Here is a 25,496-nt window from a genome sequence, read left to right on the forward strand (position 1 = left end):
GACTACTTCACCACTTGAGTCTCAAAATATGCCTTCATCAAATCAAGGGCTATCTCTTCATTAACATCAGTTTCTTTATAGGGGGGTTCTTGATCAGTAAAACGCTTGAGTATTGGAGCCGTATATTGTCCATAGACTTCATAAACTTCATCTAGTAATTCTTGTGTTTCTTGACTATATTGATCTATATTAAAATCGTCAGGCTGTGGAAGAGGATTTGATCCATATTGCTTGTATATTCGGTAAACATCAGGCACAACAGGCCCATATTGCCAAGCTTCTATTTTTTCAGAAAATAGGCGTTTCCCAAATAGAGCTAAATGAAAACCTTGAGCATAGTAAAGCAATTTCTGAAGTCTTAGATTAGTCATTAAATCTTCTTCTTCAGGAGAAGCCAGGGTAATCAAGTATTTAGCTATATCTAAAGCATTAGATGCTTCAGTTTCAGACAATCCTTTTCTAGCATCTAGTTCAAGATCCTCGTCAACAATCACGTTAGAAGGAGATAGGCGATTAGAGCGTATATAAGTTTCGGTTAACCATGAGCGATTAGATCGTATGTAAGTTTCGGTTAACGATGGGGGATTAGATTGTCTATGAGGTTTAACAATCGGTTCGGTTAACTCTGGTTTTTCTTCCTCTAGGTGTTCTGGAAATTCAGAAATCATAAGCCAGTTTTAATATCTAATCTATTAAAGTTGTAGTTTAATTTTAGGATACCCTATTTTCTATGATATCTCATTTTGATTTGGCAAAGGTCAGTAGGTGGTCACGAATAAAGGTTAAACCTGTAAACATCAATTCCTTAGACAGAGAAATTTATAGCGTTTTACCTTTTACGCATAATTGCGTCCACCTACTGATTATCTAAGAAACAGGATTCCTAAAATTTACGCTTTCACCCCATCCGAAAACCGAATTCTCAAATAATCATCTTCCATTTTTGCCCCAGAAGGTTGCAACATAGCCAAGGTTTGGGGTAACACTAAATTCCGGCGATGATTACCAATTCTAATATTAAGTTCATCCCCCGTTTTATTCAGTTGAATTTGTTCTTTGGGAATTCCGGGTAAATACAATTCTAAGGTATATTGATTTTTATCCTCCACGACTCGAACAGTATTTTCTTTATAATAAACTTGGCTGGGATCTTCATCTGCATATAACGTCTCTTTTAACCGTTCTAACGCTTCAAATCCACATAACTCCTGAGAAAATAAGGGAACTTCCTTAACAGGTAAGGGGGTAAAATTATCATGAATTTCTTGACGATATTGTTGTTGATTTTCTTTCCATTTTTTGAAAAAGGGATCGGTGACTTCTTCAGGAATAATTCGATTTGCAATGACTAAATCTGTCGAAACATTATACAAACTTAAATAGGCATGGGCGCGTAAAGATTCCTTAATTACCATTTTTTCAGGGTTCGTTACTAAACGCACTGAGGTTTGCATATTATCGGTTAACACCTTTTCTAAGGCTTCAATTTTTTCATAAAATTCATAAGGGGCGTCCATGACTTCTTTATCGGGTAAGGAAAACCCCGTTAACGGTTTAAAAATCGGTTCAAACAGAGGACGCAACGCCACCGACATTCCTTGTAACGGTTTGTAAAATTTTCTCATATACCAACCGCCCACTTCCGGTAAACTTAACAATCTCAACGCCGTTCCCGTTGGGGCAGAATCAATAATTAAGATCTCAAAATCTCCCTCGTCATAATGGCGCTTCATCCGCACCAAACCGAAAATTTCATCCATCCCCGGTAAAATGGCTAATTCTTCCGCCTGTACTCCATCGAGTCCTCGCGCCTGTAATACTTGACTAATATAGCGTTTCACCGCCCCCCAATTGCCTTCGAGTTCCATTAAAGCGTCCAGTTCAGCCCCCCAAAGGTTGGGTCGGACTTGACGGGGTTCGTGTCCTAACTCCATATCAAAGCTATCGGCGAGGGAGTGGGCGGGGTCGGTACTCAACACCAGGGTTTTATGCCCCAACTCCGCACAGCGCAACCCTGTTGCAGCCGCAACGGAGGTTTTACCTACGCCACCTTTACCCGTCATTAAGATTACGCGCATACGATTTTAAGCTTAAAATTTGTTTACATTCTTTAACTTTAGCGGGTTTTTAGCAAGAATAGCTGTTTCACTACGTCCAAGCGCGAACAGTCCCAATAGTCGATATGGCTTTCAATCAGGTTATTGGGGTTTAATTTGAGTTCACTCCGTCCAGGGATAGAAATTCTGGGTTTCCAGGGGAGGGGAGTTGTCCAACTCAGTGTCCAACGGGTTTCTATTAAATTCTCAGTTTGAGTAATACTATGTAAATCCAGTTGAATATCCCAAAACCAAGTTTTCATAAATCCCATCATTTGTTGATAGCGTTCTAACCCATTAAATTGATTCATGGGGTCTTTAAAATAAACGTTATCCGCATAAATCTGATAACTTTGGTTATCGGGAAATTGTTGATAATCTTGTTTGAGAATTTCAATAATATTCATCATCTTAAAGGGAACAGGGAATAGGGAATTACGAATTACGAATTACGAATTACGAATAGGGAATACCAGATAATACTTCTGGCTGTTTTAGGTCAGTTGTAAATTATGACAACCTATTACGGGCTAACCGTTAACCTTCCTAGAGGTGAGGTGCGATACAAGTCACGATTTCGCTACACCCTATCTCAACTTTTGGTAAACTATTTTTAAGATAATGTAAACAGTTGTTAATTGAGATTCGGTTCAAGCTGAACCCGAGAATCTGATTGTATCAAAGGTTTACAGAATTTTTCCACCGGGTATCAACCCTCATATCTGGTTGTTTATTAACCGTCAACCCTCATTCGGAGTTTCATGTTAGAGATTACTTCCCCAGCAAACACCCAGACTGAAACGATGTCATCTTCTGCTGCTACGGATAACGGAAAATATCCACAAACTACGGGACAAGAGGGATTTGTTCAACGGCATTTAGGCCCCAATGCTGATGAAATTCAACAAATGTTAGAATTATTGGGGGTTTCTAGTTTAGAGGATTTAATTGATCAAACGATTCCCTCAACGATTCGCCTCAATCAAAGCTTAAAATTACCCGAAGCTTTCAGTGAATATGCAGCCCTGAATCAATTAAAAGCGATCGCTTCTCAAAATAAAGTTTATCGTTCTTTTATCGGTATGGGTTATTCTGATTGTATCACTCCGGGTGTGATTCAACGCAATATATTAGAGAATCCCGGTTGGTATACGGCTTATACTCCCTATCAAGCGGAAATTGCCCAAGGTCGTTTAGAAGCTTTACTAAACTTTCAAACCCTGATTATTGACTTAACCGGATTAGAAATTGCTAACGCTTCTTTATTAGATGAAGGAACGGCGGCTGCGGAAGCCATGAGTTTGAGTTATGCCGTTTCTAAAAGCAAAGCTAACGGATTTTTTGTCTCAAAAGATTGCCATCCTCAAACCCTTGATGTCGTCAAAACCCGTGCAATTCCATTAGGCATTGATATTATTATTGGAGATCACCGCACGTTTGATTTTAATACTCCTATTTTTGGATGTTTACTGCAATATCCAGCGAGTGATGGGTCAATTTATGACTATCGTAATTTTATTGAAACCGCCCATCAACACAATGCTTTAGTTACAGTGGCGGCGGATATTTTAAGTTTAACGCTGTTAACTCCACCTGGGGAATTCGGAGCAGATATTGCAGTCGGAAGTACCCAACGGTTAGGGGTTCCCTTGGGTTATGGTGGCCCCCATGCGGCTTATTTTGCCACGAAAGAAACGTATAAACGCAACGTTCCAGGGCGGATGGTCGGTGTTTCTAAAGATTCCCAAGGAAACCCGGCGTTACGGTTAGCTTTACAAACCCGTGAACAACATATTCGCCGTGATAAAGCCACCAGTAATATTTGTACGGCCCAAGTTTTATTAGCGGTGATTGCAAGTTTATATGCAGTCTATCATGGGCCGTCTGGACTTCAACAAATTGCCCAAAATATTCATCAGTTAACCTTAACCTTAGCAGAAGGGTTAAAACGTTTAGGCTATTCAATGGGAACAGAACCCTTTTTTGATACAATAAAAGTAGAATTAGGGGGAAAATCTTTAACGGAAATTCTGTCAGCAGCCGAAGCTAAAGAAATTAATCTGCGAGTGATTGATGAGCAAACTGTTGGGATTAGTTTAGATGAAACCACAACTATTCAAGATGTGATTGATTTGTGGTCAATCTTTCGGGGATCTGAGTTACCTTTTAACGTTGAAGAGGTATTAAAAGCCTCAGATAATCTTACCCCTTTTACTCGTAAATCTGCCTATTTAACCCATCCGGTTTTTAACAGTTACCATTCAGAAACGGAACTTTTACGCTATATTCATCGCTTGGAAACCAAGGATTTATCGTTAAATACCTCGATGATTCCTTTAGGTTCCTGTACGATGAAATTAAACGCAACCGCCGAAATGATTCCGGTGACTTGGCCAGAATTTGGAAAACTCCATCCTTTCGCCCCAAAATCCCAAACCCAAGGTTATCAAATTCTGTTTGAACAGTTAGAAAATTGGTTGGCTGAAATTACAGGATTTGCAGGGATTTCATTACAACCGAATGCAGGTTCTCAAGGAGAATATGCCGGATTATTAGTAATTCGTCAATATCATGAAAATCGAGGGGAACTTCACCGGAATATTTGTTTAATTCCTGAATCTGCTCATGGAACAAACCCTGCGAGTGCTGTGATGTGTGGGTTTAAAGTTGTTCCGGTTGTGTGTGATGACCAAGGCAATATTGATATTGCTGACTTGCAAGCAAAAGCTGAAAAACATCGAGATAATTTAGCAGCATTAATGATAACTTATCCCTCAACTCACGGGGTATTTGAAACCGGAATTCAAGAGATTTGTAATATCATTCATGCTAATGGCGGACAAGTTTATATGGATGGGGCAAATATGAACGCCCAAGTCGGGTTATGTCGTCCAGGGGATTTTGGGGCGGATGTGTGTCACCTGAACCTACATAAAACCTTCTGTATTCCTCATGGGGGCGGTGGGCCAGGGATGGGGCCAATTGGGGTTGCATCTCATTTGGTTCCCTTCCTCCCTGGTCATGCGGTGGTGGAATTAGAAGGAAATGATCGCATTGGGGCTGTTTCCGCCGCGCCTTGGGGGAGTGCGAGTATTCTGGTGATTTCTTGGATGTATATTGCCATGATGGGGGCAAAAGGATTAACAGAAGCGACAAAAGTGGCAATTTTAAATGCTAATTATATTGCCCGTCGTTTAGATGAATATTACCCAATTTTGTACAAAGGAAATCATGGATTTGTTGCCCATGAATGTATTTTAGATTTGCGTTCTGTGAAGAAATCCGCAGCCATTGAAGTTGATGATATTGCCAAGCGTTTAATGGATTATGGATTTCATGCGCCAACGGTTTCTTGGCCTGTGGCAGGAACGATGATGGTAGAACCTACTGAAAGCGAATCTAAAGCAGAATTAGATCGATTTTGTGATGCCATGATTGCTATTCGTGCGGAGATTTCTGAAATTGAATCCGGGGTTATGGATACCACAAATAACGTTTTAAAAAATGCTCCCCATACCGCAGCATCGTTAATTTGTGGTGAATGGAATCATCCCTATTCCCGTGAACAAGCAGCCTATCCTGCACCCTGGACAAAAGAACATAAATTCTGGCCGTCTGTGGGACGTATTGATAATGCTTTTGGCGATCGCAATTTTGTTTGTTCTTGTTTGCCAATGGACGCTTATCAATAAAAGCTCATTTCAAGGGAATAGGGAACAGGGAACAGTAAGCTTAGAATAGGGAACATAAAATAGTAATATTTTTTGGTTTCCTATTCGCTTTTAAAAAAAATAATATTCCATTTATTAATCCCCCAAATACTGCGATTTCAAGGTAGGGGCGAGGTAACCTCGCCCTTACAATAATTTTGGAATCAAAAAGTTGTACTATATAGTCTCTTGAATGATAGATGAGTTAGTCCTAAAATAGCGATTAGATTATTATGGAGATCTCATTGATGAATCTGGTTGAACTTTTTATCTATCCGATTAAATCCTGTGGCAAAATTCCTTTGAACCAAGCTGAAGTTACGCTGAAGGGGTTAGCAGGGGATCGAGAATTTATGTGGGTTGATGAATCCGGTCAGTTTGTTACCCAGAGAACTTATCCCCAATTAACTAAAATTCGAGTTCAACAATTAGAGAATGAGATTGAATTGTCCGTTGACAATCAAGAAATTGAACCGTTTAAACTGCAACCGACATTAACAGGAACCTCCAAAACGGTACAAGTTTGGCGGGATCAAACCGTTGCAATTGATCAAGGAGATGCCGTTGCAGATTGGCTACAAAATGCTTTAAAACAAGATGAACAACCTTATTTTCGATTAATGCGACAATCTCCTGATTTTATCCGACCTGTTGATCCAAATTATGCCGTTAATCCTAATAATCAGGTCAGTTTTGCCGATGGTTATCCTTGTTTATTAACGAATACGGCTTCTTTAGCAGAATTGAATCGGAAACTCAAAGAAACCTATTCAACATCATCACAAGAAATTCCCATGAATCGATTTAGACCTAATATTGTGATCGATACCAATCAACCCTTTATTGAAGATAATTGGAAAACAATTTTAATTGGAGAGGTTTATTTTGATTTAGTCAAACCTTGTAGCCGTTGTATTGTGACAACAACCAATCAAAAAAGTGGGGAACGCAATGAATTAAAAGAACCGTTGAAAACCTTAGCAACCTTTCGACAACAGCCGCGCGGAGTCATGTTTGGTTTTAATATGATTCCTCGAAATACCGGGACAATTCAAGTCGGTGATTCTGTTGAGGTCGTCGAAATCCTTTGAAGCTTTCACTTTGATCAATAATAGCAGTCAGAAGACCCACCCCAAAAGCGTTCCGCCTTGTTGGTATTGGACACTTCACTTTTGTTACAAGCGCGAGTTAGAATTGCGGAGACTTATTTGAAAAAAAAGGCTTAAAGTAGGGAATTTTAAGGTGGATTCACCTTGAACTTATGGAAAAAATTTAGTAATATTTAATACCATACATTTTGCGTTGGTGGGGTGCTGCCCAAATGACCTATAGCCTCAGAATTGCTGATTTGCCCAGTGATGAGCGTCCCCGTGAACGACTAATGGCCATTGGCTCCAGAAATTTAGCAACGGCTGAATTGATTGCAATTCTGTTGGGAACGGGTCAGGGAAAAGGAAAATTATCTGCGGTGGGTTTAGGACAATATGTGTTAAACCAGTTAAGTCAGCATCAGCGAGATCCCTTGTCGGTATTGCGAGATATTGGGGTTCACGAATTAACTCAAATTCATGGCATCGGGACAGCCAAAGCCACCACTATTTTAGCGGCGGTGGAGTTAGGAAAGCGAGTTTTTCAGTCTAAACCGCCCGATTTAGCTATCATTGAGACTCCCCAAGCGGCGGCGGATGCGTTAAGTCATGATTTAATGTGGCAACCCCAGGAACGATTTGCGGTGTTGTTGTTAGATGTCAAACATCGCCTTTTAGGAACTCAAGTGATTACCATTGGTAGTGCAACGGAAACCATCGCCCATCCCCGTGATATTTTTCGAGAAGTGCTCAAAAGTGGCGCAACACGGGCAATTTTGGCTCATAATCATCCATCGGGGAATGTAGAACCCAGTGCAGAAGATATTAATTTAACTCGTCAACTCTTGCAAGGAGCGCAATTTTTATCCATTCCACTTTTAGACCATCTTATTTTAGGAAATGGTAATTATTTAAGTTTGCGCTCTACAACTTCCTTATGGGAAGAATATCCCCAAATGGAATAGTCTAAAAGAGTGCTTTTTAAGATTTAACGTGTTTAATTAACAATTGAGCGATCGCTTGTAATTGTTGTTTATTAAACGTTTTCAAGAGAACTTTAACCACCTCTTTCGGATCAGCCGGAATTGTAATTTCTCCAGAGGCAGGTTTAGCGGTTGCTTTAGCTCCCCCTAAGGTTGATAACGCTGCACTCGGAGCAATTGTGTTTGCTTTTCCAGCTTGTAAGAGTTCGGCTCCTTGCTTTAACTCGTTAATAATGGGATTCGCTAAAACTTTAAAAGAATTTTTAGGATTAGCGATCGCACCATGAGCCGTTTTAACTAAGGTTTGCCAAGGTTCAATTCCGACTCCAATTTTCGTTAATCGAGCGCACAAACCCGCCAATTGTTTACGAGATTCTGGGGATTCTGCTTGTTTAAATCCCTGCAACATCGGTTTAAGAACCGTCATGACTTGATTAACAGCATTAGCAACCCCAGGTGTTCCGGTCGCGGGTGCTGCTGGGGCTGTTGCTGGGGATGCTTTACCACTCATCAAGCCTTTTAAGTTATTTTCCAACTTATCATAAAGGGGAAGGGACGCTTGTAGAATTTTCTCCCCCATTTCTTCGGAAAGCCCTGCTGGACTTGCTGCGCGATCAATTAAATTTTTCAGCACTTCAAACCCTTTAGTATAGAGGGTTTGGGTTGTGGCATCAATTTTAAGTGGCGTGTCCTTCACCATCTTAAAACAATCTTCTAAGCGCTTGGACACCTTATTAATGCTGGTGAGACTGGGCATCTTGTCCATCAACATCGCGGCGGCTCCTTTAATGGAGTGGGCAGCCCGATAGATGGCCGTTACACCCTCCCGGTCTGCATCAGCCATAATTGCAGGTAGCTCTGTTAGCCCCGTTTGCAGGGTTTCAAGACGCTCCTCAGCTTCTTCCATGAAGATAGCAAAGATCTTTTGGTCTTGGTTTGTTGGCACAGCAGCCCTCCTAAACCCTTATCAGTTGAAACAGAGCGTGTTTTCATTGAGTCGTGTCGCCTCGCCCTGAGTTTTTGATGGCTGGGTAAAGACAGATTTCACCCAGTGGCAACTCACTCCTGGATCTTAATTTAACCCAAGATTATCCCTTTTCTTCCTCAGCTAAGATTTTTTTCTTCTATATTCATCCACGAACTCAGAACCAGAAGGGTATTGATTCTTGACAGTTGACTGTTAGCAACCAAAGACCAGGACACTCCCCTTATCCCCTTATCCCCTTATCCCTCTCCCCTTGTCCCCTTATCCCTCTCTCCCTCTCCCCTTGTCCCCTTGTCCCCTCTTCTAAGAATCTGAGGGAATTTCAGAGGGTGGAACTTTTTCCAAATGAATTAACCCTTCCATCACCGATTTAACAATGGGTGCGGCAACAATTCCTCCGGCGCGACCTTCGAGGGGTTCATCCACCACCGCGACAACCACATAACGAGGATGGTCAACACTTAAAATCCCAACAAAACTGGTAATTAAAGCATTAGAGGAATAACCACCATCGGGAGATGCTTTTTGAGCCGTCCCGGTTTTTCCCCCAATTCGATAGCCTTCAATTGCGGCTCTTGTCCCGGTTCCGCCTTCTTTAACCACACTTTCCATCATTTTTAAAACAGCATTGGTGGTTTTATCAGAAAACACTTGTTTAGGTTCAGGAAGGGGAAGTTTCCAATACAGTTGACCTTTACTGTTATATAACCCTTGAACAACGTGGGGAGTTACCAATTTACCGCCATTGGCTAAAACACTATGAAGTTGAGCTAACTGAATCGGAGTAATAGAAAAACCTTGACCAAAAGCGGTTGTTGCGGGTTCAATGGAGGCGGAGACAAATTGTTCTTTTGTTTTTAGGGTACTAGAGGCAGCAAAGGGTAAATCAATTCCTAGAGTTGTTCCTAAACCTAATCGTTTTAAGCCTTCATAAAACACCTCTGGCTCCAGGCGTTGCATAATCCTAACCATACCGACGTTGCTAGAATATTTCACCACATCGGTAATATTAATGGCCCCTCTAGCAGAACCGTCAGCATTTTGAATTGGCCAGCCTCCGACTTGAATATTCCCTTCATCATTAACCACCGTATCGGGTTGAATCACTCCTGCTTCTAAAGCTAAGGCAACGTTAATCGGTTTAAAGGTTGAACCGGGTTCATAAAGGTCTGTTAAAGCCCAATTTTTAAAGCGTTCTAAGTCAAATTTATAATATTGATTGGGGTTATAAGAGGGTTCATTTACAAGGGTTAATACTGAGCCATCGCGGGCATCCATGACAATGACTGTTCCCCGTTTGGCTTTATATTCTTGAACGTTTTTTTGCAGTGCTTTACGCGCAATTCGTTGTAAAGAAGTGTCAATGGTTAGCCGTAATTGTAAATCATCAACGGGAATAAATCCGGTCGCAATTTGTTCAGGAACCCAAGCTCCATTTGCAGCCCGTTGAAAGGATAAGGAGGGCATGACACGTTCTAATAAACTTTCCTGACTGTATTCAATTCCGGCTTGACCTTTTCCTTCTGGATTGACATAACCCACGACATCGGCGGTAATATCCTGTTGAGGATAAAGTCGTTGACGATTTTCCAGCAATTCTAATCCATCAAACCCTAAATTTTGAATGCGGTTTGAGACTTCTTCTGGAATAAAATCTGCAACTTTAATTCCACTCGGTGAGGTACTAAACAGTTGAACAAGTTCGTTAGCATTGGGCGTTGTTAAATCTTCTCTGACCAACACAGGAGCTAACTTTTCAGCAATTTCCGTTGGAGATTGTTTAAAGAGTTTGGGATGAGCATAAAGGGTATAAACTCGCTGATCTAAAGCCAGAATATTTCCGTTTTTATCCGTAATGGGACGGCGAGGAACAAAAGGTAAAATTCGTTGTTCTTGTTGTGCTTTGGCTTTTTCTCTGAGAAAGGAAGAGTCTTGACCAATTTGTAAACGAAATAAATTAAGGGCTAGGCCGAAAATTCCACCTAATATAATGAACCAAACTAATATTAAACGGTTGCGATCGCACTGCCGAGGATAGGGTTTGGAGGTTCTCCCTCGCTTTGGAGACACCATTGATGGCGCAACGGTCACGGTATTCCGTGATGTAGACTTTCGCCGTTGACCCCCAACGGTGGTTTTTTTCCGCCCCATAGCTGATTTATTCCCCCCCGGTTGAGCAGGAGAAGAAACACGTCGTTGAGAACGGGAACTTGAGGAGTAGTCTGAAGAAGCCATAGAGTCGTAGGCAAGGGGACGGGGGGACTGGGGGACTGGGGGACTGGGGGACTGGGGACGGGGGGACTGGGGGACTGGGGACGGGGGGACTGGGGGACAAGGGGACTAGGGGACTAGGGGACAGGGGGATAGGGGGACTAGGGGGGAGGAGGGGGGGAGAAAGAGATGAATTTGGTTATGGGTTTTGTGTTAATGGTTAACCTTAATATCCTAAAGGTTTGTTGACGAATGAGTTAGCAGAAGGCTGGAGTTCTGAGGGGGGAGTGGTGGCGGGAGATAGTTCGGGACGGGGGGCTGCGGGTTCAACGTAGATCATATCACCGGGTTGGGGAATGACAAGCCCTGTTGTTGGTTGATCAGCTTGGATGGCTATTTCATTTTTTAAGACTTCTTGAGCGGCTTGGAGTTGTTGTTCGGTAGCACGCAATTGTTCTAATCTCGGATATTCTTGTGTCCAACTCGACTCCCCATAAACCGTTAAACCATAAACCGTTAAAGTTGAGCCAATAATTAAAGATGTGACAACAGATGAAGCCCGTTGTAAAGCAATCATAGAGCTTAACCATAAGGGTTGTGGCTTCGGCTTGGGCAACACTTTGACGACGGTTGGTGTGGGTGGGGGAGACATAGGCTCAACCAACGGTGCAGAATTTGTTACGCGAGTTGTCACCCGTTTTTTCCGAGCTTGGTCAAAGGAAACAACTTTATTTTGAGTGGAAGGAAGATGAACGGGACGAGAAGGTCTGCGTTGAGGAGAAGAAGTGGATTTAAACGCAACAGCCATACAATTTACCTACCTTGACTTCAGCTTTCAGTGTGGGGCAATGGAAACAGGGGTCAGGCTCGGTAGGAATTATGTCCAACAGAACCCTCTAACCTTTTATTTTTAAACTGACTTAGTAACTATCTAATCACGAAAAAACCCCAAAATATTGTTAAATTGCAGTTTCCCCTATTAATCGTTGATCAGTTTTATTTTTTTATGCTCCTGTTGCAGTTTAGTACATCCCATTACTGTCGGAAGGCTCGTTTAGCCTTGGGCTACAAAGGGATTTCTTATCAAGTGGAAAATCTCACCCCTGGCCTTCATACTCTCAAACTAAAACCTTTAACGGGACTGACAACGGTTCCCGTTTTATTGCCTCAATTAGAGGGTCAACCCCAGGCTATTGCAGATTCTACTCAAATTTTTAAGTATTTAGAACACCATTATCCTCAACCTCCTTTATTTCTCAGTGATCTTCAGCAACAGACCCAAGCTGCGCTATTAGAAGATTGGTTAGATGAAAGTATTGGAACGGCGACTCGATTTGTTTATTATCGTGCGATTCGTTTAACCTAAAATAAGCCAAAAAGCTTATGGGACGGTTAGCCTAGCTACCTAGGTAGTTAGAGATAACTAATTACATTTATGGGTGAAATTCTGTGAATTAAGTCCCATCCCTCAAGTGCTGAGGTGAAAGCATAACCCCTAGTCTGCTTAAGTAGCAACTAACAGACTAAAGCGGGGTTAAAAGGTAGAACTACTGGTAGCCAAATCTGGTAACTATCGAGCAAGAAGTCCATGTGTAGCGAAAGCAAAGATGCGTTTGAACCATCGTTAACAGAAATGGTGTAATGGGCTAAATTCAAGATAAAACTTGATAAACACCAAGCCAAAAGGCAAGGATTAGGGCATAAGCGGTTGATAATCCGACTTATAAGCACCGCCCAATAAACCCGGTGGATAGCATCACGCTAAAGACTTCAAACAAATGTGTAATCGGAACGAAGTAACCCCTAATTATCTCTGGTAAAAGGTCGATAACCAGTAAGTAGCTAACGAATGGTAATTAGGGGAGGGATGGTATCAAAAGCGAATGCCCTTGGTAATGCAAGGGATATGCTGACAGATACTCGGTAATTCCAAAGAAATAGAACAAGTAGCAATGAATAAATCTAAAACGCTGAACAAAAATCAGACGGTGGAGTGGAAAGACATCAACTGGCGCAAGCTAGAACGGGTGACTTTCAAGTTGCAAAAGCGCATATTTCGAGCGAGTGAACGAGGCGATGTTAAAGCAGTTCGCAAACTTCAGAAGACCCTGATTAGGTCTTGGTCAGCAAAATGTATCGCTGTACGTCGGGTAACACAGGACAATCAAGGCAAAAATACCGCAGGAGTGGACGGAGTTAAATCTCTGACCCCAAAACAACGGATGAGCCTTGTAGGACGATTAAAGTTAACAGGTAAGGTTAAACCTACTCGTAGAGTAATGATACCCAAACCGGGAACAACTGAAACTCGTCCATTGGGAATACCCACAATAGACGACCGTGCATTACAAGCGTTAGTCAAACTAGCATTAGAACCCGAATGGGAGGCTAAATTTGAACCTAACAGTTACGGTTTCAGACCAGGACGTTCCTGCCACGATGCAATCGAAGCAATATTCAATAGCATCCATCAAAAAGCCAAATATGTGCTTGATGCTGATATCTCAAAATGCTTTGATCGTATAGACCATCAAGTGTTAATCTCCAAAATACATACATACCCCACTTTAAGCCGTCAAATTCAAGTGTGGCTCAAAGCAGGGTACTGCGTCGGAAAACAACTTTTTCCTGCCCATGAGGGAACACCACAAGGGGGGGTGATTTCACCTCTACTTGCAAATATTGCCTTACATGGTATGGAAGAAAGAGTCAAGCAATATGCAGAAACTCTAAAAGGACATAAACAAAATAACCGTAATGCCCTTAGTTTAATCCGTTACGCTGATGACTTTGTGATCATCCATGAGGATGTAAACGTTGTCAGAAAGTGTCAAGAGATAATCGCTGAATGGTTGAGTGATATGGGATTGGAATTAAAACCCAGTAAAACAAAAATAACCCACACCCTCAATGAAATTGACGGAAAAGTTGGGTTTAATTTTTTAGGATTCCATATACAACAACACGAAGTAGGTAACTACAGAAGTGCCAATAATTCCAAAGGAATTCCACTAGGTTTTAAAACAATAATCACACCCTCAAAAACCAAAATCAAAACTCATCTTATCAAGATAGCTGAAGTAATAGATACTTATACGACCGCCCCACAAGCTACTTTAATTAGTAAGCTAAACCCAATAATTAAAGGGTGGTCAAACTATTACTCAACAGTTGCTAGTAAAAAAACTTTCTCACAAGTTGATCATCTAACTTATGATAAGTTGAGAACATGGGCAAGAACAAGGGGAAAAGGGGACATCAATAAAGATAAATACTGGAGAACAGTAGGCAACAAAAATTGGTGTTTCAGTACAGAAGACGGATTAGAATTAATCACTCACGCTAGTACGCCAATCGTAAGGCATACAAAGGTTAAAAGCGAAGCTAGTCCGTATGATGGCAACTGGACTTATTGGAGTAAACGAAGAGGCAAATATCCTGAAACTCCTAACAGGGTTTCTAAATTAATCAAGAAACAAAAGGGTATTTGTCCTGACTGTGGTCTGTATTTCACAAGTACAGACATTGTAGAGGTTGATCATATTAAACCAACATCATTAGGTGGAAAAGACACTTATGATAATCTGCAACTTCTACACAAACATTGTCACGACATAAAAACGGCCCACGACGGTTCTTTAATCAAGAATCATGACAATAACCCGTTTTGAATCGTACCTATAACAAAGGTGGAATTATCAAGGAGCCGTGTGAGGTGAAAGTCTCACGCACGGTTCTGAAGGAGAGGTAGAAGTGGTAACGCTTCTATCGACTCTAACAGTTTCGTTCTGGGGACGGGAAAGTTATTGATCCCTCCCTATCGAGTCAATTGGTCATTCAAGTTGTCCGTTGGCAATATCAGATTAATTCAGCTACGGTTGAACTGGCTAAAACCCGCTTACAAAGAGCCTTTGAAGTCTTAGCTGTTTGGAAACATCAGCCTTATTTAGTCGGGGATCAAATCAGTATCGCTGATATAACGGCTGCGGCACTTCTGAGCCCCTTAGCCTTGATCCCAGAGTATCGAGAGGATTACCCTTGGCTATTTGAACGGATCAAGGAAATTCACAGTCTTTGCCAAGAACCTTTCCCCCCAGGACTTTAGTTTCTTCTGTAACCAGTATCCCACGTTTGACGTGATCAGCGTGGGATACTTCATATCAACGATTGAGCCATTAAAACAACGGCAGAACGAGGACTAACATGATAGTATTTTCCCGAAATGGGAGACGCCGCATTTAAACTACTAATATCGTTGGGAACGACTAAAGCGGTGTCAACGAGACGATGCCAACGTTCATTTTTAGACAGAGGAGGAATTTGAAATTTTAAGGGTTCCCAATAGGCATTTAACATAATATGTAGATGTTCGCCTTTTTCGGGATGATATAAACTACAAGCAATACTGCGAGAGTTTTCGTTTAAATCCGGTTTCCCGATGCGAACCCCATGCCACATAATATGAGGCAAATCGCTCTCAATATCCACTTCTAAAACATCATCTAATTGAAAAAGATGAAGTTCTTTTTTAAAGCGGATTAAACTCTTTACAAACCGCAAAACATCAGGATGTTTGCCCACATCACTCCAATCAAACCATCCTAATTCATTATCTTGACAGTAGGCGTTATTATTTCCGAATTGGGTGCGGCAAACTTCATCCCCCATTAATAACATTGGGGTTCCTTGAGAAAGTAATAAGATCACCCAAAGGTTTTTAATTTGTTGTAGGCGTAACGCTTGAATATATAAGTCATCGGTTGGCCCCTCAACCCCACAATTCCAGCTAAAATTACAGTCGGAACCGTCTTTATTTTTTTCGCCATTAGCTTCATTATGTTTTTCATTATAACACACTAAATCATTTAAAGTAAAGCCATCATGACAGGTGACAAAATTAACGCTACAATGCACTTCTCGATCAGGATGGGGATAAATATCGGGACTCCCCATAATCCGATAGGCTAACTTTTCAACTTGTTCTTCATCTCCTTTAACAAAACGGCGGACATCATCTCTAAATTGTCCATTCCATTCTCCAAAGCGATCGCCTGCTAAAGACCCAACTTGATATAATCCCCCTGCATCCCAAGCTTCAACAATTAATTTAGCTCCGGCTAATACGGGGTCAGATTTAATAATCCATAAAATCGGAGCATCATCAATGGGATTTCCTTCTTTATCTCGTGATAAAATCGAAGCTAAATCAAAGCGAAATCCATCGACGTGCATTTCTGAAACCCAATATCGCAGACTATCAATAATTAATCGTCCTGAAATTTCATGATTGGCTTTAATCGTATTGCCACAGCCACTATAATTACTATAAAAAGCAGGATTCTCTTTTTCTAAAATATAATACATACTGTTATCTAATCCTCGAAAGGATAACGTCGGCCCGTCTTCATTTCCCTCAGCCGTATGGTTATAAACGACATCTAAAATAACTTCAATTCCCGCTTGATGCAGTGCTTTCACCATGTCTCGAAATTCATCTAAGGGGCCAAAGGCATCCCGACGAGAACTATATTGGCGATGGGGGGCAAAAAATGAAATGGTACTATATCCCCAATAATTATTACGAGGAGGAACTGCATCCTGTTCATCAAATTGATGAATCGGTAATAATTCAACGGCTGTAATTCCTAAATCTTTTAAATAAGGTATTTTTTCAATTAATCCACCATAAGTTCCCCGTTTTTCAGGAGAAATTCCTGAATTAGGATTGCGGGTAAAACCACCGACATGAAGTTCATAAATAATCGTTTGAGAGTAAGGTAATTCTAAAGGTTTATCTCCTTCCCAATCATAGGTGCTATTATCAACCACAACGCCTTTTAAAGCTTGGGCGAAATTATTCCCAGGAACCGAAGCAGCAACTCGACTATAATTTTCTGTATTAACAATGGCTGTAGCGTAGGGATCTAATAACAGTTTGTCGGGATCAAATCGATATCCTAATTCCGGTTCAAATAAGCCATAAACTCGATAGCCATAAATTTGTCCGGGTTTAATTCCCGAAACAAAAATATGCCAATAATAAAAGGTTTTATTTCGTTTGGGATCAAAGGGAATAATATGAGTGGGTTCAGCCGCATCCGGGCTATCAAACAATAATAATTCTATAGCAAGACAATTTTTAGAAAAAACGCAAAAATTCACCCCCTTGGGATAAACGGTAGCCCCCAAGGGGAAACTTTGACCGGATAAGACATCAAAATTCATGCCTTTAACTCCTTGCTGGTTTTCGGTATTGTCAATGGCTAAGTTCAATTGTTGTACCCCATTTCTTGTAGAATAATTCTCTGTGGAACAGAAATTTTGCTTTCTAAGTTGTAACGTTAACTTAGATTACCGTTAATTGGGGTACATTGCTTAGACAACTGATCGCAAGTGCTAAAAACAGGATAAACTAGCAGAAAATCCCTGTTTATAGCAACAAAACTGCGTGATATACCAGTCCCTAGAACTGTTAGAACATGAATTGATGATAAAACCTAAAGGATCAATGGTTTTTCCGGGTTCCCTATTCCTTGCTATAAGTTGAATGTTGCCGTCAGAAACTCCTTGCTTAAGTATTGCCATCGCCCGGATGAGTACCTCCGTTGCTAACCATTTTGCAACTTGGGTGGTACAATCTCCTGATTGGAATGGATATGTTCACCATGATAGTAGCTGGCCAGACCCCCTTTCCCAAACATGGCAAGCTTGGCTAGAACTGTTCTCACCCCATAGTATTCCCAATCGTCTGTGTTCTCCACCAACCAGGAATTTAGCCTTAATTGCCACCTCTGACTCAGGGCGACAATTGAGTTATAGCACCCGTTTAATGCAACAATTAGGAATTAATCTCTGGCAATGGTTATTTCAAGGGTCAATTCAAGCCAGTTTACATCGAAGTCAAGGCATTGCCATTGGACAGGATCAACCGTTACGAATCCGTTTAGATTTAAGAGATGCTGATTTAATTCCCATTCCTTGGGAAACGATGCAACCCCAAGCCGGTCAACCTGCCATTTCCCTGAGTCAAAATCTGTGGTTTAGTCGCACCACCTTTGATGTTAACCCTCTGCCTCAACGGGTAGCAGCCCAAGGGTTAAATATTTTATTAATCTTAGGAGAAAATCAAATTGACACTGGTGTTGTGGAACAGGCATCTTACCTGTTAAAACTAAAATTAGAAGAAGAAGCGATCGCATTAAGCAAAGCCTTTGAACAGTGTAGTCTTGCTCCTCCAGGAAATCAAATCGATACCCAGGTTTCCTGTGGAATCAAAACCTTAATTCAACCTACTGTTGAACACTTAATTGCCGAGTTAGAAACCGATCGCTATAACGTTTTATTTTATGCCGGACATGGCGTTCCTGCCCCCGATGGGGGGTTATTATTTTTACGTCCTGATACCACCGTTAATGGCACCGAACTCGCCCAGGTCTTAGTCCGATGTGGCATTGTTTTAGCGGTGTTTAATACCTGTTGGAGTGCTCAACCTGCGGTGGAAGCCGTCTCAACCGCTTCTAATTCTCTATTTCAAGCAATTCCTAGTAGTAGTTTAGCAAAGGTTTTAATCCATCATGGAGTTCCGGCAGTGTTGGGAATGCGGGACTCTATTACTGACGCAGAGGCGTTAAGCTTTATTCAGGCTTTTGCGAGAGCTTTAGGAGAACGGCTTCCGGTAGATCAAGCTGTTGCGGTAGCCCGTCAGCAGTTGTTAGCTTTATATAAATTCAATCAACCCGCCTGGACGTTACCGATATTGTATATGCACCCGGAATTTGACGGGGTGTTAGTGCAGCCGTTAGAACAAATTAAGACAGAAATGCCAAATACGGCGGTAACAGGGTTTGGGGATATTCCTAGAGCATGGTTACGGTTAATGAGTTCAGTGGGAAATACCCCGGTACAAGCTTGGCCCGTTGATACGGGGTTAGTCCGGGTGGGACGAGGAGAAGGAAATGATGTGATTGTTTCTGAACAATGGGTTTCTTCCAAGCACGCTGAAATTTTTTGTCGTCATAGCTCGGATGGGAAAACACAACCGAATTATTTTTTAAGGGATTTTTCCCGTTATGGAACGTTAGTTTTTAATGCTCAACAATGGCAACGAATTCATCATCAAGAAATTCCATTAATATCAGGAATGCAGTTAAAATTTGGCAGTTCTCAAGGTCAAATGTTAGAGTTTATTATTGAAGCTCAATATCAGCAATAGAGAATTACGAATTACGAATTACGAATTACGAATTAATCAGGGTTGGTTTCAAGATCTCGTTTAAATAATGATTAACTATTATGAGCGATCCTAAACTTTTTCATTTAATAAACCGCGTCAGTTTTGGAATTACCCCTGGACAACTTCAACAGATACAACAGATGGGGATTGAAACTTATATTAAGACTCAACTTCAATCCCAAACAATTTCCTATCCAGCCGATTTAAACGATAGATTGAACCCTTTAAATACATTAGTTTGGCAACCCGGCGAGGTAATTTTAGCAGAAAAGCAAACCGTAGAACAAGCCAAAACTCTAGGTTTAGATAACAAATCGATGGATAAAATTAAGCAAAGTTTTAATCAAAAAATTATGCAGCAAGCAAAACGCGGACGTTTGTTAAGAGCCTTTGCAAGTCCGCGTCAATTGGAAGAAGTGATGGTTGAGTTTTGGTATAACCATTTTAATGTATTTGCAGCAAAAGATAACTTTACCCGACAGTTTTTTAGTTCTTATGAACAACACGCTATTCGACCTTATGCTTTAGGGAAATTTAGACAATTATTAGGAGCTACTGCTAAACATCCCGCGATGTTAGTTTATTTAGATAATTGGCGAAATACTGCACCAGGAAGTCCGGGTGCAAAGGGGCAATTTCAAGGTTTAAATGAAAATTATGCTCGTGAATTATTAGAGTTACATACATTAGGAGTTAATGGAGGTTACACTCAAAACGATATTATTGCGTTAGCGAAGATTTTAACAGGCTGGGGACTCTTCCAACCCATTGAAAAAACTTCAACCAAAGCCGGATTTTATTTTGAAGAAGCTCGTCATGATTTTACTAATAAAGTGTTTTTAGGATATTCGATTAAAGGAAGTGGTATTAATGAAGGGGAAGAAGCCCTGAATATTCTAGCACAACATCCTTCTACGGCTCAACATATTAGTTATAAATTAGCTCAAAATTTTGTCAGTGATAATCCTCCTGAGTCTTTAGTTAAACTTCTTGCTAAAACCTTTTTAGACAGTGAGGGTAATATTGCAACTGTTCTGCAAACTTTATTTAAAAGTGATGAATTTTGGAAGCCTAATATTTATCAGACTAAATTTAAAACTCCTTATCGATATATTGTTTCTATTATGCGAGTAGTTGGAACTGTCACCAATTTTGAACCCTTAGATGGTATCCTCAATCAATTAGGAATGCCTTTATATGGTTGTCCGTCTCCTGATGGCTATAAAAACATTCAATCTGCTTGGTTAAATCCTGATGCAATGGTGCGTCGGAGTAGTTTATCCGTTCCTTTATCCAGAGGATTATTACACGATGGAAAACCCATTGATGCAGAATTTTTAGCCTCCACATTAGAGAATAATTTCTCACCTCAAACTCGTTCTGTTTTAGAAAAAACTGACCCGAATTTAAGAGGTGCATTAATTTTAGGAAGTCCCGAATTTATGATGTATTAACCTGTAGGTTGCGTAAGTGTTAACACACGCACAATTTTTTACTATAATTACAATTATCAAACCCAAAAAGGGGGTCATGATGAGCCAAACTATTGAACAAGTACGTTGGACAATTTACGATGTTGAGGGACTACCGGAAAATGACTGGATACGTTATGAAATTCTCGATGGAGAACTGTTTATGACTCGCTCTCCCCATCGTCGCCATCAACAGGCTTGCGTTAAGATTTCTACATTACTTGATACTTGGTCGGAGTCGAATAATTTAGGTGTAACAATTTTTGCTCCGGGTTTAATTTTTTCCGAATTTGATAGCGTTATTCCTGATGTCGTTTGGGTTAGTCATGAACGACTTGAACAAATTGAAGATGAAGCCGGACATTTAACAGGTGCACCTGAATTAGTCGTTGAGGTTTTATCCCCCGGAAAACAAAATGAACGCCGAGATAAACAAGCTAAATTAAAACTTTATTCTATTACAGGAGTTCAAGAATATTGGATTGTTAATTATTTCACTAAACAAGTGGAAATTTATCGTCGAGAACAAGCACAATTAGTTCAAGTTGCAACTTTATTAGAAACAGACGCAATTACATCACCGTTATTACCCGAATTTAGTGCTGTTGTTCGGTTTTTGTTTCCTTAAATCTATAATTAAACGCATCAGAACGAACCGTTTTAAAATCCGGTAAAGAATAAGATTTTTCTAAATTATTTTTCAAGTTATCTAACTTTAAAATTCCCGTTCCAATGGATGCAGCTAATAACGGAGGGACTGCATTCCCAATTTGTCGCCATTGTTGAGATAATGTCCCATAAAAAATATAATTAGGTGGGAAAGATTGGATAGCTGCTGCTTCTCTAGGAGTCAGATAACGATCTTCTGTGGGATGATAATAAGTCGTTTTACTCGTATTAATTGTACCCGAATGGGAGTAACGATCTAAACGCTTTAATTTTGTTTCTCTAAACCGTTCTTCTCGAATATTTTTCCAATCTATATCATACCATAATGAAGGAGGAAGATAGGCTAACTGATCTCGTTCATAACGAATTCCTTTACCTTCTGGGATATAATGAATTCTTTTTTGCTCTAATTCATTTTTAATTTGAGCCGTTTTCAAATCATGGTTAAAGGTTTGATCTTCAAACTCTAATAAGGTATTAAAAGCCCATTCAACAGTTCGAGGTAAGGGTAAAGAATCAGGATCTTTTTCGGAATCTTTAAATTTTTTTTCAGGATAAATGTTATTAACTCCGAAACGATTTCCTAATAAAATTGTTCGTCGTCTGGCTTGAGGAACACCATAATGATGGGCTGATAATACCTTAACATCTACAGTATAACCCAATTGGTTAAAACTGCTAATCATCAATGCTAATGTACTTTCATTGCGTTTTGCTAATAAACCTGTAACGTTTTCTAAAATAATAAAATTAGGTTTAAACGCTTTGACCATCCGCAAAAATTCAAAAAATAGAAAATTGCGATGATCTTGTTTATCATTAGTCCCAATGGTTGAAAATCCCTGACAAGGCGGCCCACCGCAAATTAAATCTACTGTTTGATCACCTATTTTTTCTTGAATTAATTCAACTGTAATTTCCCGCAAATCTCCTAAAATTGTTTGAGAAGTAGGATGATTAGCTTGAAAGGTATCTAAAGAAGATTTATCAAAATCAATTCCTAATAAACAGTTCATTCCTACCATTTCTAATCCACAGGACATTCCCCCTGCGCCAGAAAATAAATCGATAAAATTCTTCATCCGTCTGCTGTTAATTTATACCGTACTCAGATTCATTATAATATAAGACTGAAGCTAAAACAGGGAAGAAAATGATTAAATTCTCTTCCCTGATATGAGTAATTTGGGTTTAACGAGAACAGAAATACTGCTCATAGATGAAAGCTAAAAATCAAGTTTTAACACACCTGCTCCTGATGGATTCACATCTCCTCTCATACCATCATTAAAGGTAGTTGTTTGGCGTAAAAAAGGATCAGAATCAATTGGTTGTGATGGGTTTAAAGTGGGATTAACCGTTTGATCCAGATATTCTTGGCTATATTCAAATGGTTCATCTAATTCTGGCCCCCCTACAGGGAAAGTTAACCGAGAATTATTCCCTGCACTCATTTCAGGTGTTCCTAAATCATCGGCGAAACCTCTAGGAAGTTCAGCACTTTGTAGGGTAGGAATTGCAAATTCAGATCCGGTTAAATCAGCATTTAATAGATTTGCACCATTTAATTGAGCTTGAACTAAATTTGCATGGGTTAAATTAGCCCCACTAAGGTTAGCATCATTAAATTCAACTTGATTTAAGAATGCACCTTTTAAATTCGCTTCCTTGAGATTTGCACCTTTTAAATCTGCACCTTCTAAATTCGCATTGGCTAAATTTGCACCTGCGAGATTAGCATCTCGTAAATCTACACCAATCAAATGAGCACCGCTTAAATTAGCTCCTCTCAAATCACACCCTTGACAAAACCGGGTTTCTAATAATTGTTTAAGATCATTAGGGTTCTGAGAATAGGCTGGAGTCGTGACTCCAAAACCGAGTAGAAGCACTGTGGCGGTTCCAAACATTGCTGTGGATAGGATTTTCATAACTTTATCAAGAGAATGGGTTTAAAACCCCTAACTTCTAGTTAGGCTTTATATTGGTGGGTTGTCTATTGACATCTGATCGTGCTACTATTTCCCATAGCAGGAAAGGTAAAAAACCTGTCTAAAAACCTAGTTGCTTAACAGCAAAACACGCTCACCTTGACAATTGAATCTAGGCGGTTCTACTGCACAGTTCTAGTTTGTCCCAGCAGTGGGTAAAAGATTCATGGGAGCTAGACGAACAGTTTTTGAAACGATTAGTTTCAAGTAAGAAAAAAGAACTCGCGTAACTGCGAATAGGGTAGGGCATACCCGAATTTACGCTTGGGGAGAATCCCACCTCTAATTAAAGCACTGCAAGGTACTTTGATTAAGTGGTTTCGTTGAACCAAGAATCCCTACGCCTTCAGGCTAGGGAGTGTCAACCTCCAATAGCTGCCACCCAAAACCTACACCTGATAGTTATCTGATTCCTATTATAAGCCGATTCAACGGCTGAATGCTTCACCCATTAGGAATATTTAACAAAACTTACGATATATCTAAAAAAAGAAGAGCACGTTAATTCCTAGTCACGCACTCTAGTAATATCAACGATGTCACAATTTTAAAATCGAGCATTTAGAGACTGAACAACTGATAACTGATAACTGATGATGCGGATACTTGATAACTGATTATCTAAGTGTTACAAATTCTTCGCCACTGGTGGGGTGAATTCCCATTGTGTTATCAAAGTCTTTTTTAGTTGCTCCCATACTAACAGCGATCGCAATTCCTTGAATGAGTTCTGCGGCATCTTTTCCCACCATGTGAGCGCCTAAAACCAGATCCGTATTGATTTCAACAATTAATTTAATGAAGACCTTTTCTTCTGAGCCTGTGAAACTATGAAACATCGGGCGAAACCGAGCGGTATAACATTTAATATTATCACCAAATTTTTCTCGTGCTTGGGTTTCTGTTAATCCAACCGTTGCTCCTTCTGGGTTAGAAAATACAGCCGTGGCAATATTTTCATGGGTAATAAATCGAGGTTGATGACCGAATTCTGTATCCGCAAACGCTCGTCCTTCTGCGATCGCAACGGGGGTTAAATTCATCCGGTCGGTACAATCTCCCACCGCAAAAATATTAGGCTGATTTGTGCGACTATCAAGACTGACTTGAATAGCTCCTTTTCCATTCACTTCAACTCCAGCATTTTCTAACATTAATCCCGCTAAATTCGGTTTACGACCTGTAGCGCAAAGCAGCGCATCAACCGTTAAGGGTTCTGTGTCATCTCCATTCAAAAATACCTTTAATTCCTCTTCATTTTTTTCAATTTTTTCAATAAATTTTTGGGTTATAAAATTAATCCCATGATTTGCCATTCCCGCTTGAATATTGCTGCGAATATCTTCATCAAAGCCATGTAAAATTAAATCTCGGCGAATAATTTGGGTAACTTCACTACCTAATCCTTTGAGAATATTAGCAAATTCTACTCCAATATAACCCCCTCCCCAAACTGCAAACCGTTTCGGCTGTTCAGGAAGTAAAAACATTTCACGGGAGGTAATACTATGTTCAATTCCGGGAAGATTGGGTTTAACAGCTTCTCCACCTACAGCAATTAAAATTTTATCGGCTGTAATTGTTTTCTCGCCCACTTCTACGGTATGAGCATCAATAAATTTAGCATAGCCAGAAATTAATTCAACTCCAGCTTTTTCCAAAAAACTAATATGCAGTTGACTTAAGCGTTTAACTTCTGTATCAACAGCCGTAATTAATTTATTCCAATTAAATGTGGGTTCAACTTCTCCCCATCCATAACCTTGAGCATATTGATACATATCGGAAAATTGAGACGCATAAACCATCAATTTTTTAGGCACACAACCGCGAATTACACAAGTCCCACCGACTAAATCATGTTCTGCGATCGCAACTTTTGCCCCATAAGATGCTGCCCGTTTTGAAGAGGCTAATCCACCCGAACCTGCACCAATCACAAACAAATCATAATCATAACTCATGATTCAATAGCCTCTTTATTACAACTTCAATGTTAATCCATTGAATTAATTTTAAACTTTATTTTAATCCTCTGTTGGAACTCTTTGGATTGTT

Annotated in this window: 18 protein-coding genes and 1 pseudogene; 9 read left to right on the forward strand and 10 right to left on the reverse strand. The window is 40.2% G+C overall.

What is annotated here, in order from left to right; genetic code table 11:
- Positions 1-2: 2 nt before the first annotated feature.
- From NMK36_RS20895 to NMK36_RS20905, 3 genes are all read right to left on the reverse strand, one after another.
- The gene (locus NMK36_RS20895; RefSeq protein ID WP_245824211.1) at positions 3-668 is read right to left on the reverse strand and encodes a Panacea domain-containing protein; all 666 of its coding nucleotides are present in this window, start codon (positions 666-668) and stop codon (positions 3-5) included.
- 222 nt (positions 669-890) lie between these two features.
- On the reverse strand, positions 891-2,078 hold the full coding sequence (locus tag NMK36_RS20900; protein ID WP_072718619.1) for a TRC40/GET3/ArsA family transport-energizing ATPase: 1,188 nt from the start codon (positions 2,076-2,078) through the stop codon (positions 891-893).
- Between the two features lie 38 nt (positions 2,079-2,116).
- Positions 2,117-2,503, reverse strand: coding sequence for a DUF2358 domain-containing protein (locus NMK36_RS20905; RefSeq protein WP_072718753.1), 387 nt, complete (start codon positions 2,501-2,503; stop codon positions 2,117-2,119).
- Positions 2,504-2,857: 354 nt separating this feature from the next.
- Here NMK36_RS20905 and gcvP point away from each other — a divergent pair, with 354 nt between their 5' ends.
- From gcvP to radC, 3 genes are all read left to right on the forward strand, one after another.
- Complete coding sequence (gcvP, locus tag NMK36_RS20910; RefSeq protein WP_438822830.1) at positions 2,858-5,788, forward strand: aminomethyl-transferring glycine dehydrogenase; 2,931 nt, start codon at positions 2,858-2,860, stop codon at positions 5,786-5,788.
- 266 nt (positions 5,789-6,054) lie between these two features.
- Positions 6,055-6,897, forward strand: coding sequence for an MOSC domain-containing protein (locus NMK36_RS20915; protein ID WP_072718618.1), 843 nt, complete (start codon positions 6,055-6,057; stop codon positions 6,895-6,897).
- A 230-nt stretch (positions 6,898-7,127) separates the two neighbouring features.
- Positions 7,128-7,859, forward strand: a complete 732-nt coding sequence (radC, locus tag NMK36_RS20920; RefSeq protein ID WP_072718751.1) for a RadC family protein — start codon at positions 7,128-7,130, stop codon at positions 7,857-7,859.
- Positions 7,860-7,875: 16 nt separating this feature from the next.
- Here the strand turns inward: radC and NMK36_RS20925 are convergent, their stop codons facing one another.
- From NMK36_RS20925 to NMK36_RS20935, 3 genes are all read right to left on the reverse strand, one after another.
- On the reverse strand, positions 7,876-8,823 hold the full coding sequence (locus NMK36_RS20925; protein WP_254174532.1) for an Hpt domain-containing protein: 948 nt from the start codon (positions 8,821-8,823) through the stop codon (positions 7,876-7,878).
- A 342-nt stretch (positions 8,824-9,165) separates the two neighbouring features.
- Positions 9,166-11,097, reverse strand: coding sequence for a peptidoglycan D,D-transpeptidase FtsI family protein (locus NMK36_RS20930; RefSeq protein WP_254174533.1), 1,932 nt, complete (start codon positions 11,095-11,097; stop codon positions 9,166-9,168).
- Positions 11,098-11,299: 202 nt separating this feature from the next.
- The gene (locus NMK36_RS20935) at positions 11,300-11,881 is read right to left on the reverse strand and encodes a hypothetical protein (protein ID WP_254174534.1); all 582 of its coding nucleotides are present in this window, start codon (positions 11,879-11,881) and stop codon (positions 11,300-11,302) included.
- Between the two features lie 198 nt (positions 11,882-12,079).
- On the opposite strand from NMK36_RS20935, the gene NMK36_RS20940 reads away from it, so the two are divergent.
- From NMK36_RS20940 to NMK36_RS20950, 3 genes and pseudogenes are all read left to right on the forward strand, one after another.
- A complete protein-coding gene (locus NMK36_RS20940; protein ID WP_254174535.1) occupies positions 12,080-12,439 on the forward strand; it encodes a glutathione S-transferase N-terminal domain-containing protein in 360 nt (119 codons plus the stop codon).
- A gap of 586 nt (positions 12,440-13,025) precedes the next feature.
- Positions 13,026-14,824: pseudogene (gene ltrA, locus NMK36_RS20945) on the forward strand (group II intron reverse transcriptase/maturase).
- A gap of 78 nt (positions 14,825-14,902) precedes the next feature.
- A complete protein-coding gene (locus NMK36_RS20950) occupies positions 14,903-15,178 on the forward strand; it encodes a glutathione S-transferase C-terminal domain-containing protein (protein WP_254174536.1) in 276 nt (91 codons plus the stop codon).
- A 50-nt stretch (positions 15,179-15,228) separates the two neighbouring features.
- Here NMK36_RS20950 and glgX read toward each other — a convergent pair whose 3' ends face one another.
- Positions 15,229-17,298 (reverse strand): glycogen debranching protein GlgX, encoded by a 2,070-nt coding sequence (glgX, locus tag NMK36_RS20955; RefSeq protein ID WP_072718750.1) that lies wholly within the window; start codon positions 17,296-17,298, stop codon positions 15,229-15,231.
- Positions 17,299-17,620: 322 nt separating this feature from the next.
- On the opposite strand from glgX, the gene NMK36_RS20960 reads away from it, so the two are divergent.
- The 3 genes from NMK36_RS20960 to NMK36_RS20970 all read left to right on the forward strand — a co-directional run bounded on the left by NMK36_RS20960 (position 17,621) and on the right by NMK36_RS20970 (position 21,406).
- On the forward strand, positions 17,621-19,285 hold the full coding sequence (locus tag NMK36_RS20960; protein WP_254174537.1) for a CHAT domain-containing protein: 1,665 nt from the start codon (positions 17,621-17,623) through the stop codon (positions 19,283-19,285).
- 80 nt (positions 19,286-19,365) lie between these two features.
- Positions 19,366-20,760, forward strand: coding sequence for a DUF1800 domain-containing protein (locus NMK36_RS20965; RefSeq protein WP_072718614.1), 1,395 nt, complete (start codon positions 19,366-19,368; stop codon positions 20,758-20,760).
- 79 nt (positions 20,761-20,839) lie between these two features.
- On the forward strand, positions 20,840-21,406 hold the full coding sequence (locus NMK36_RS20970) for a Uma2 family endonuclease (protein ID WP_072718613.1): 567 nt from the start codon (positions 20,840-20,842) through the stop codon (positions 21,404-21,406).
- On the opposite strand, the gene NMK36_RS20975 is transcribed toward NMK36_RS20970, so the two are convergent.
- The 3 genes from NMK36_RS20975 to gor all read right to left on the reverse strand — a co-directional run bounded on the left by NMK36_RS20975 (position 21,375) and on the right by gor (position 25,402).
- Positions 21,375-22,529, reverse strand: a complete 1,155-nt coding sequence (locus NMK36_RS20975) for a DNA cytosine methyltransferase (protein WP_072718612.1) — start codon at positions 22,527-22,529, stop codon at positions 21,375-21,377. The two genes, NMK36_RS20970 and NMK36_RS20975, sit on opposite strands and share 32 nt — an antisense overlap.
- A gap of 144 nt (positions 22,530-22,673) precedes the next feature.
- On the reverse strand, positions 22,674-23,378 hold the full coding sequence (locus NMK36_RS20980; protein WP_072718611.1) for a pentapeptide repeat-containing protein: 705 nt from the start codon (positions 23,376-23,378) through the stop codon (positions 22,674-22,676).
- A gap of 677 nt (positions 23,379-24,055) precedes the next feature.
- Positions 24,056-25,402: a glutathione-disulfide reductase gene (gor, locus tag NMK36_RS20985; protein ID WP_072718610.1), complete on the reverse strand. Its 1,347-nt coding sequence runs from the start codon at positions 25,400-25,402 to the stop codon at positions 24,056-24,058.
- Positions 25,403-25,496 lie beyond the last annotated feature (94 nt).

Origin of the sequence: Planktothrix pseudagardhii (assembly GCF_904830925.1) — a bacterium.
GTDB classification, from domain to species: Bacteria; Cyanobacteriota; Cyanobacteriia; order Cyanobacteriales; family Microcoleaceae; genus Planktothrix; species Planktothrix tepida.

Coding starts and splice junctions, on each gene's coding strand:
- NMK36_RS20915 (WP_072718618.1), top strand. CDS start 6,055: ATGAATCTGGTTGAACTTTTTATCTATCCGATTAAATCCTGTGGCAAA.
- NMK36_RS20900 (WP_072718619.1), bottom strand. CDS start 2,078: ATGCGCGTAATCTTAATGACGGGTAAAGGTGGCGTAGGTAAAACCTCC.
- NMK36_RS20905 (WP_072718753.1), bottom strand. CDS start 2,503: ATGAATATTATTGAAATTCTCAAACAAGATTATCAACAATTTCCCGAT.
- NMK36_RS20980 (WP_072718611.1), bottom strand. CDS start 23,378: ATGAAAATCCTATCCACAGCAATGTTTGGAACCGCCACAGTGCTTCTA.
- NMK36_RS20935 (WP_254174534.1), bottom strand. CDS start 11,881: ATGGCTGTTGCGTTTAAATCCACTTCTTCTCCTCAACGCAGACCTTCT.
- gcvP (WP_438822830.1), top strand. CDS start 2,858: ATGTTAGAGATTACTTCCCCAGCAAACACCCAGACTGAAACGATGTCA.
- NMK36_RS20970 (WP_072718613.1), top strand. CDS start 20,840: ATGAGCCAAACTATTGAACAAGTACGTTGGACAATTTACGATGTTGAG.
- NMK36_RS20930 (WP_254174533.1), bottom strand. CDS start 11,097: ATGGCTTCTTCAGACTACTCCTCAAGTTCCCGTTCTCAACGACGTGTT.
- NMK36_RS20895 (WP_245824211.1), bottom strand. CDS start 668: ATGATTTCTGAATTTCCAGAACACCTAGAGGAAGAAAAACCAGAGTTA.
- glgX (WP_072718750.1), bottom strand. CDS start 17,298: ATGAATTTTGATGTCTTATCCGGTCAAAGTTTCCCCTTGGGGGCTACC.
- NMK36_RS20965 (WP_072718614.1), top strand. CDS start 19,366: ATGAGCGATCCTAAACTTTTTCATTTAATAAACCGCGTCAGTTTTGGA.
- NMK36_RS20940 (WP_254174535.1), top strand. CDS start 12,080: ATGCTCCTGTTGCAGTTTAGTACATCCCATTACTGTCGGAAGGCTCGT.
- NMK36_RS20960 (WP_254174537.1), top strand. CDS start 17,621: ATGTTGCCGTCAGAAACTCCTTGCTTAAGTATTGCCATCGCCCGGATG.
- gor (WP_072718610.1), bottom strand. CDS start 25,402: ATGAGTTATGATTATGATTTGTTTGTGATTGGTGCAGGTTCGGGTGGA.
- radC (WP_072718751.1), top strand. CDS start 7,128: ATGACCTATAGCCTCAGAATTGCTGATTTGCCCAGTGATGAGCGTCCC.
- NMK36_RS20975 (WP_072718612.1), bottom strand. CDS start 22,529: ATGAAGAATTTTATCGATTTATTTTCTGGCGCAGGGGGAATGTCCTGT.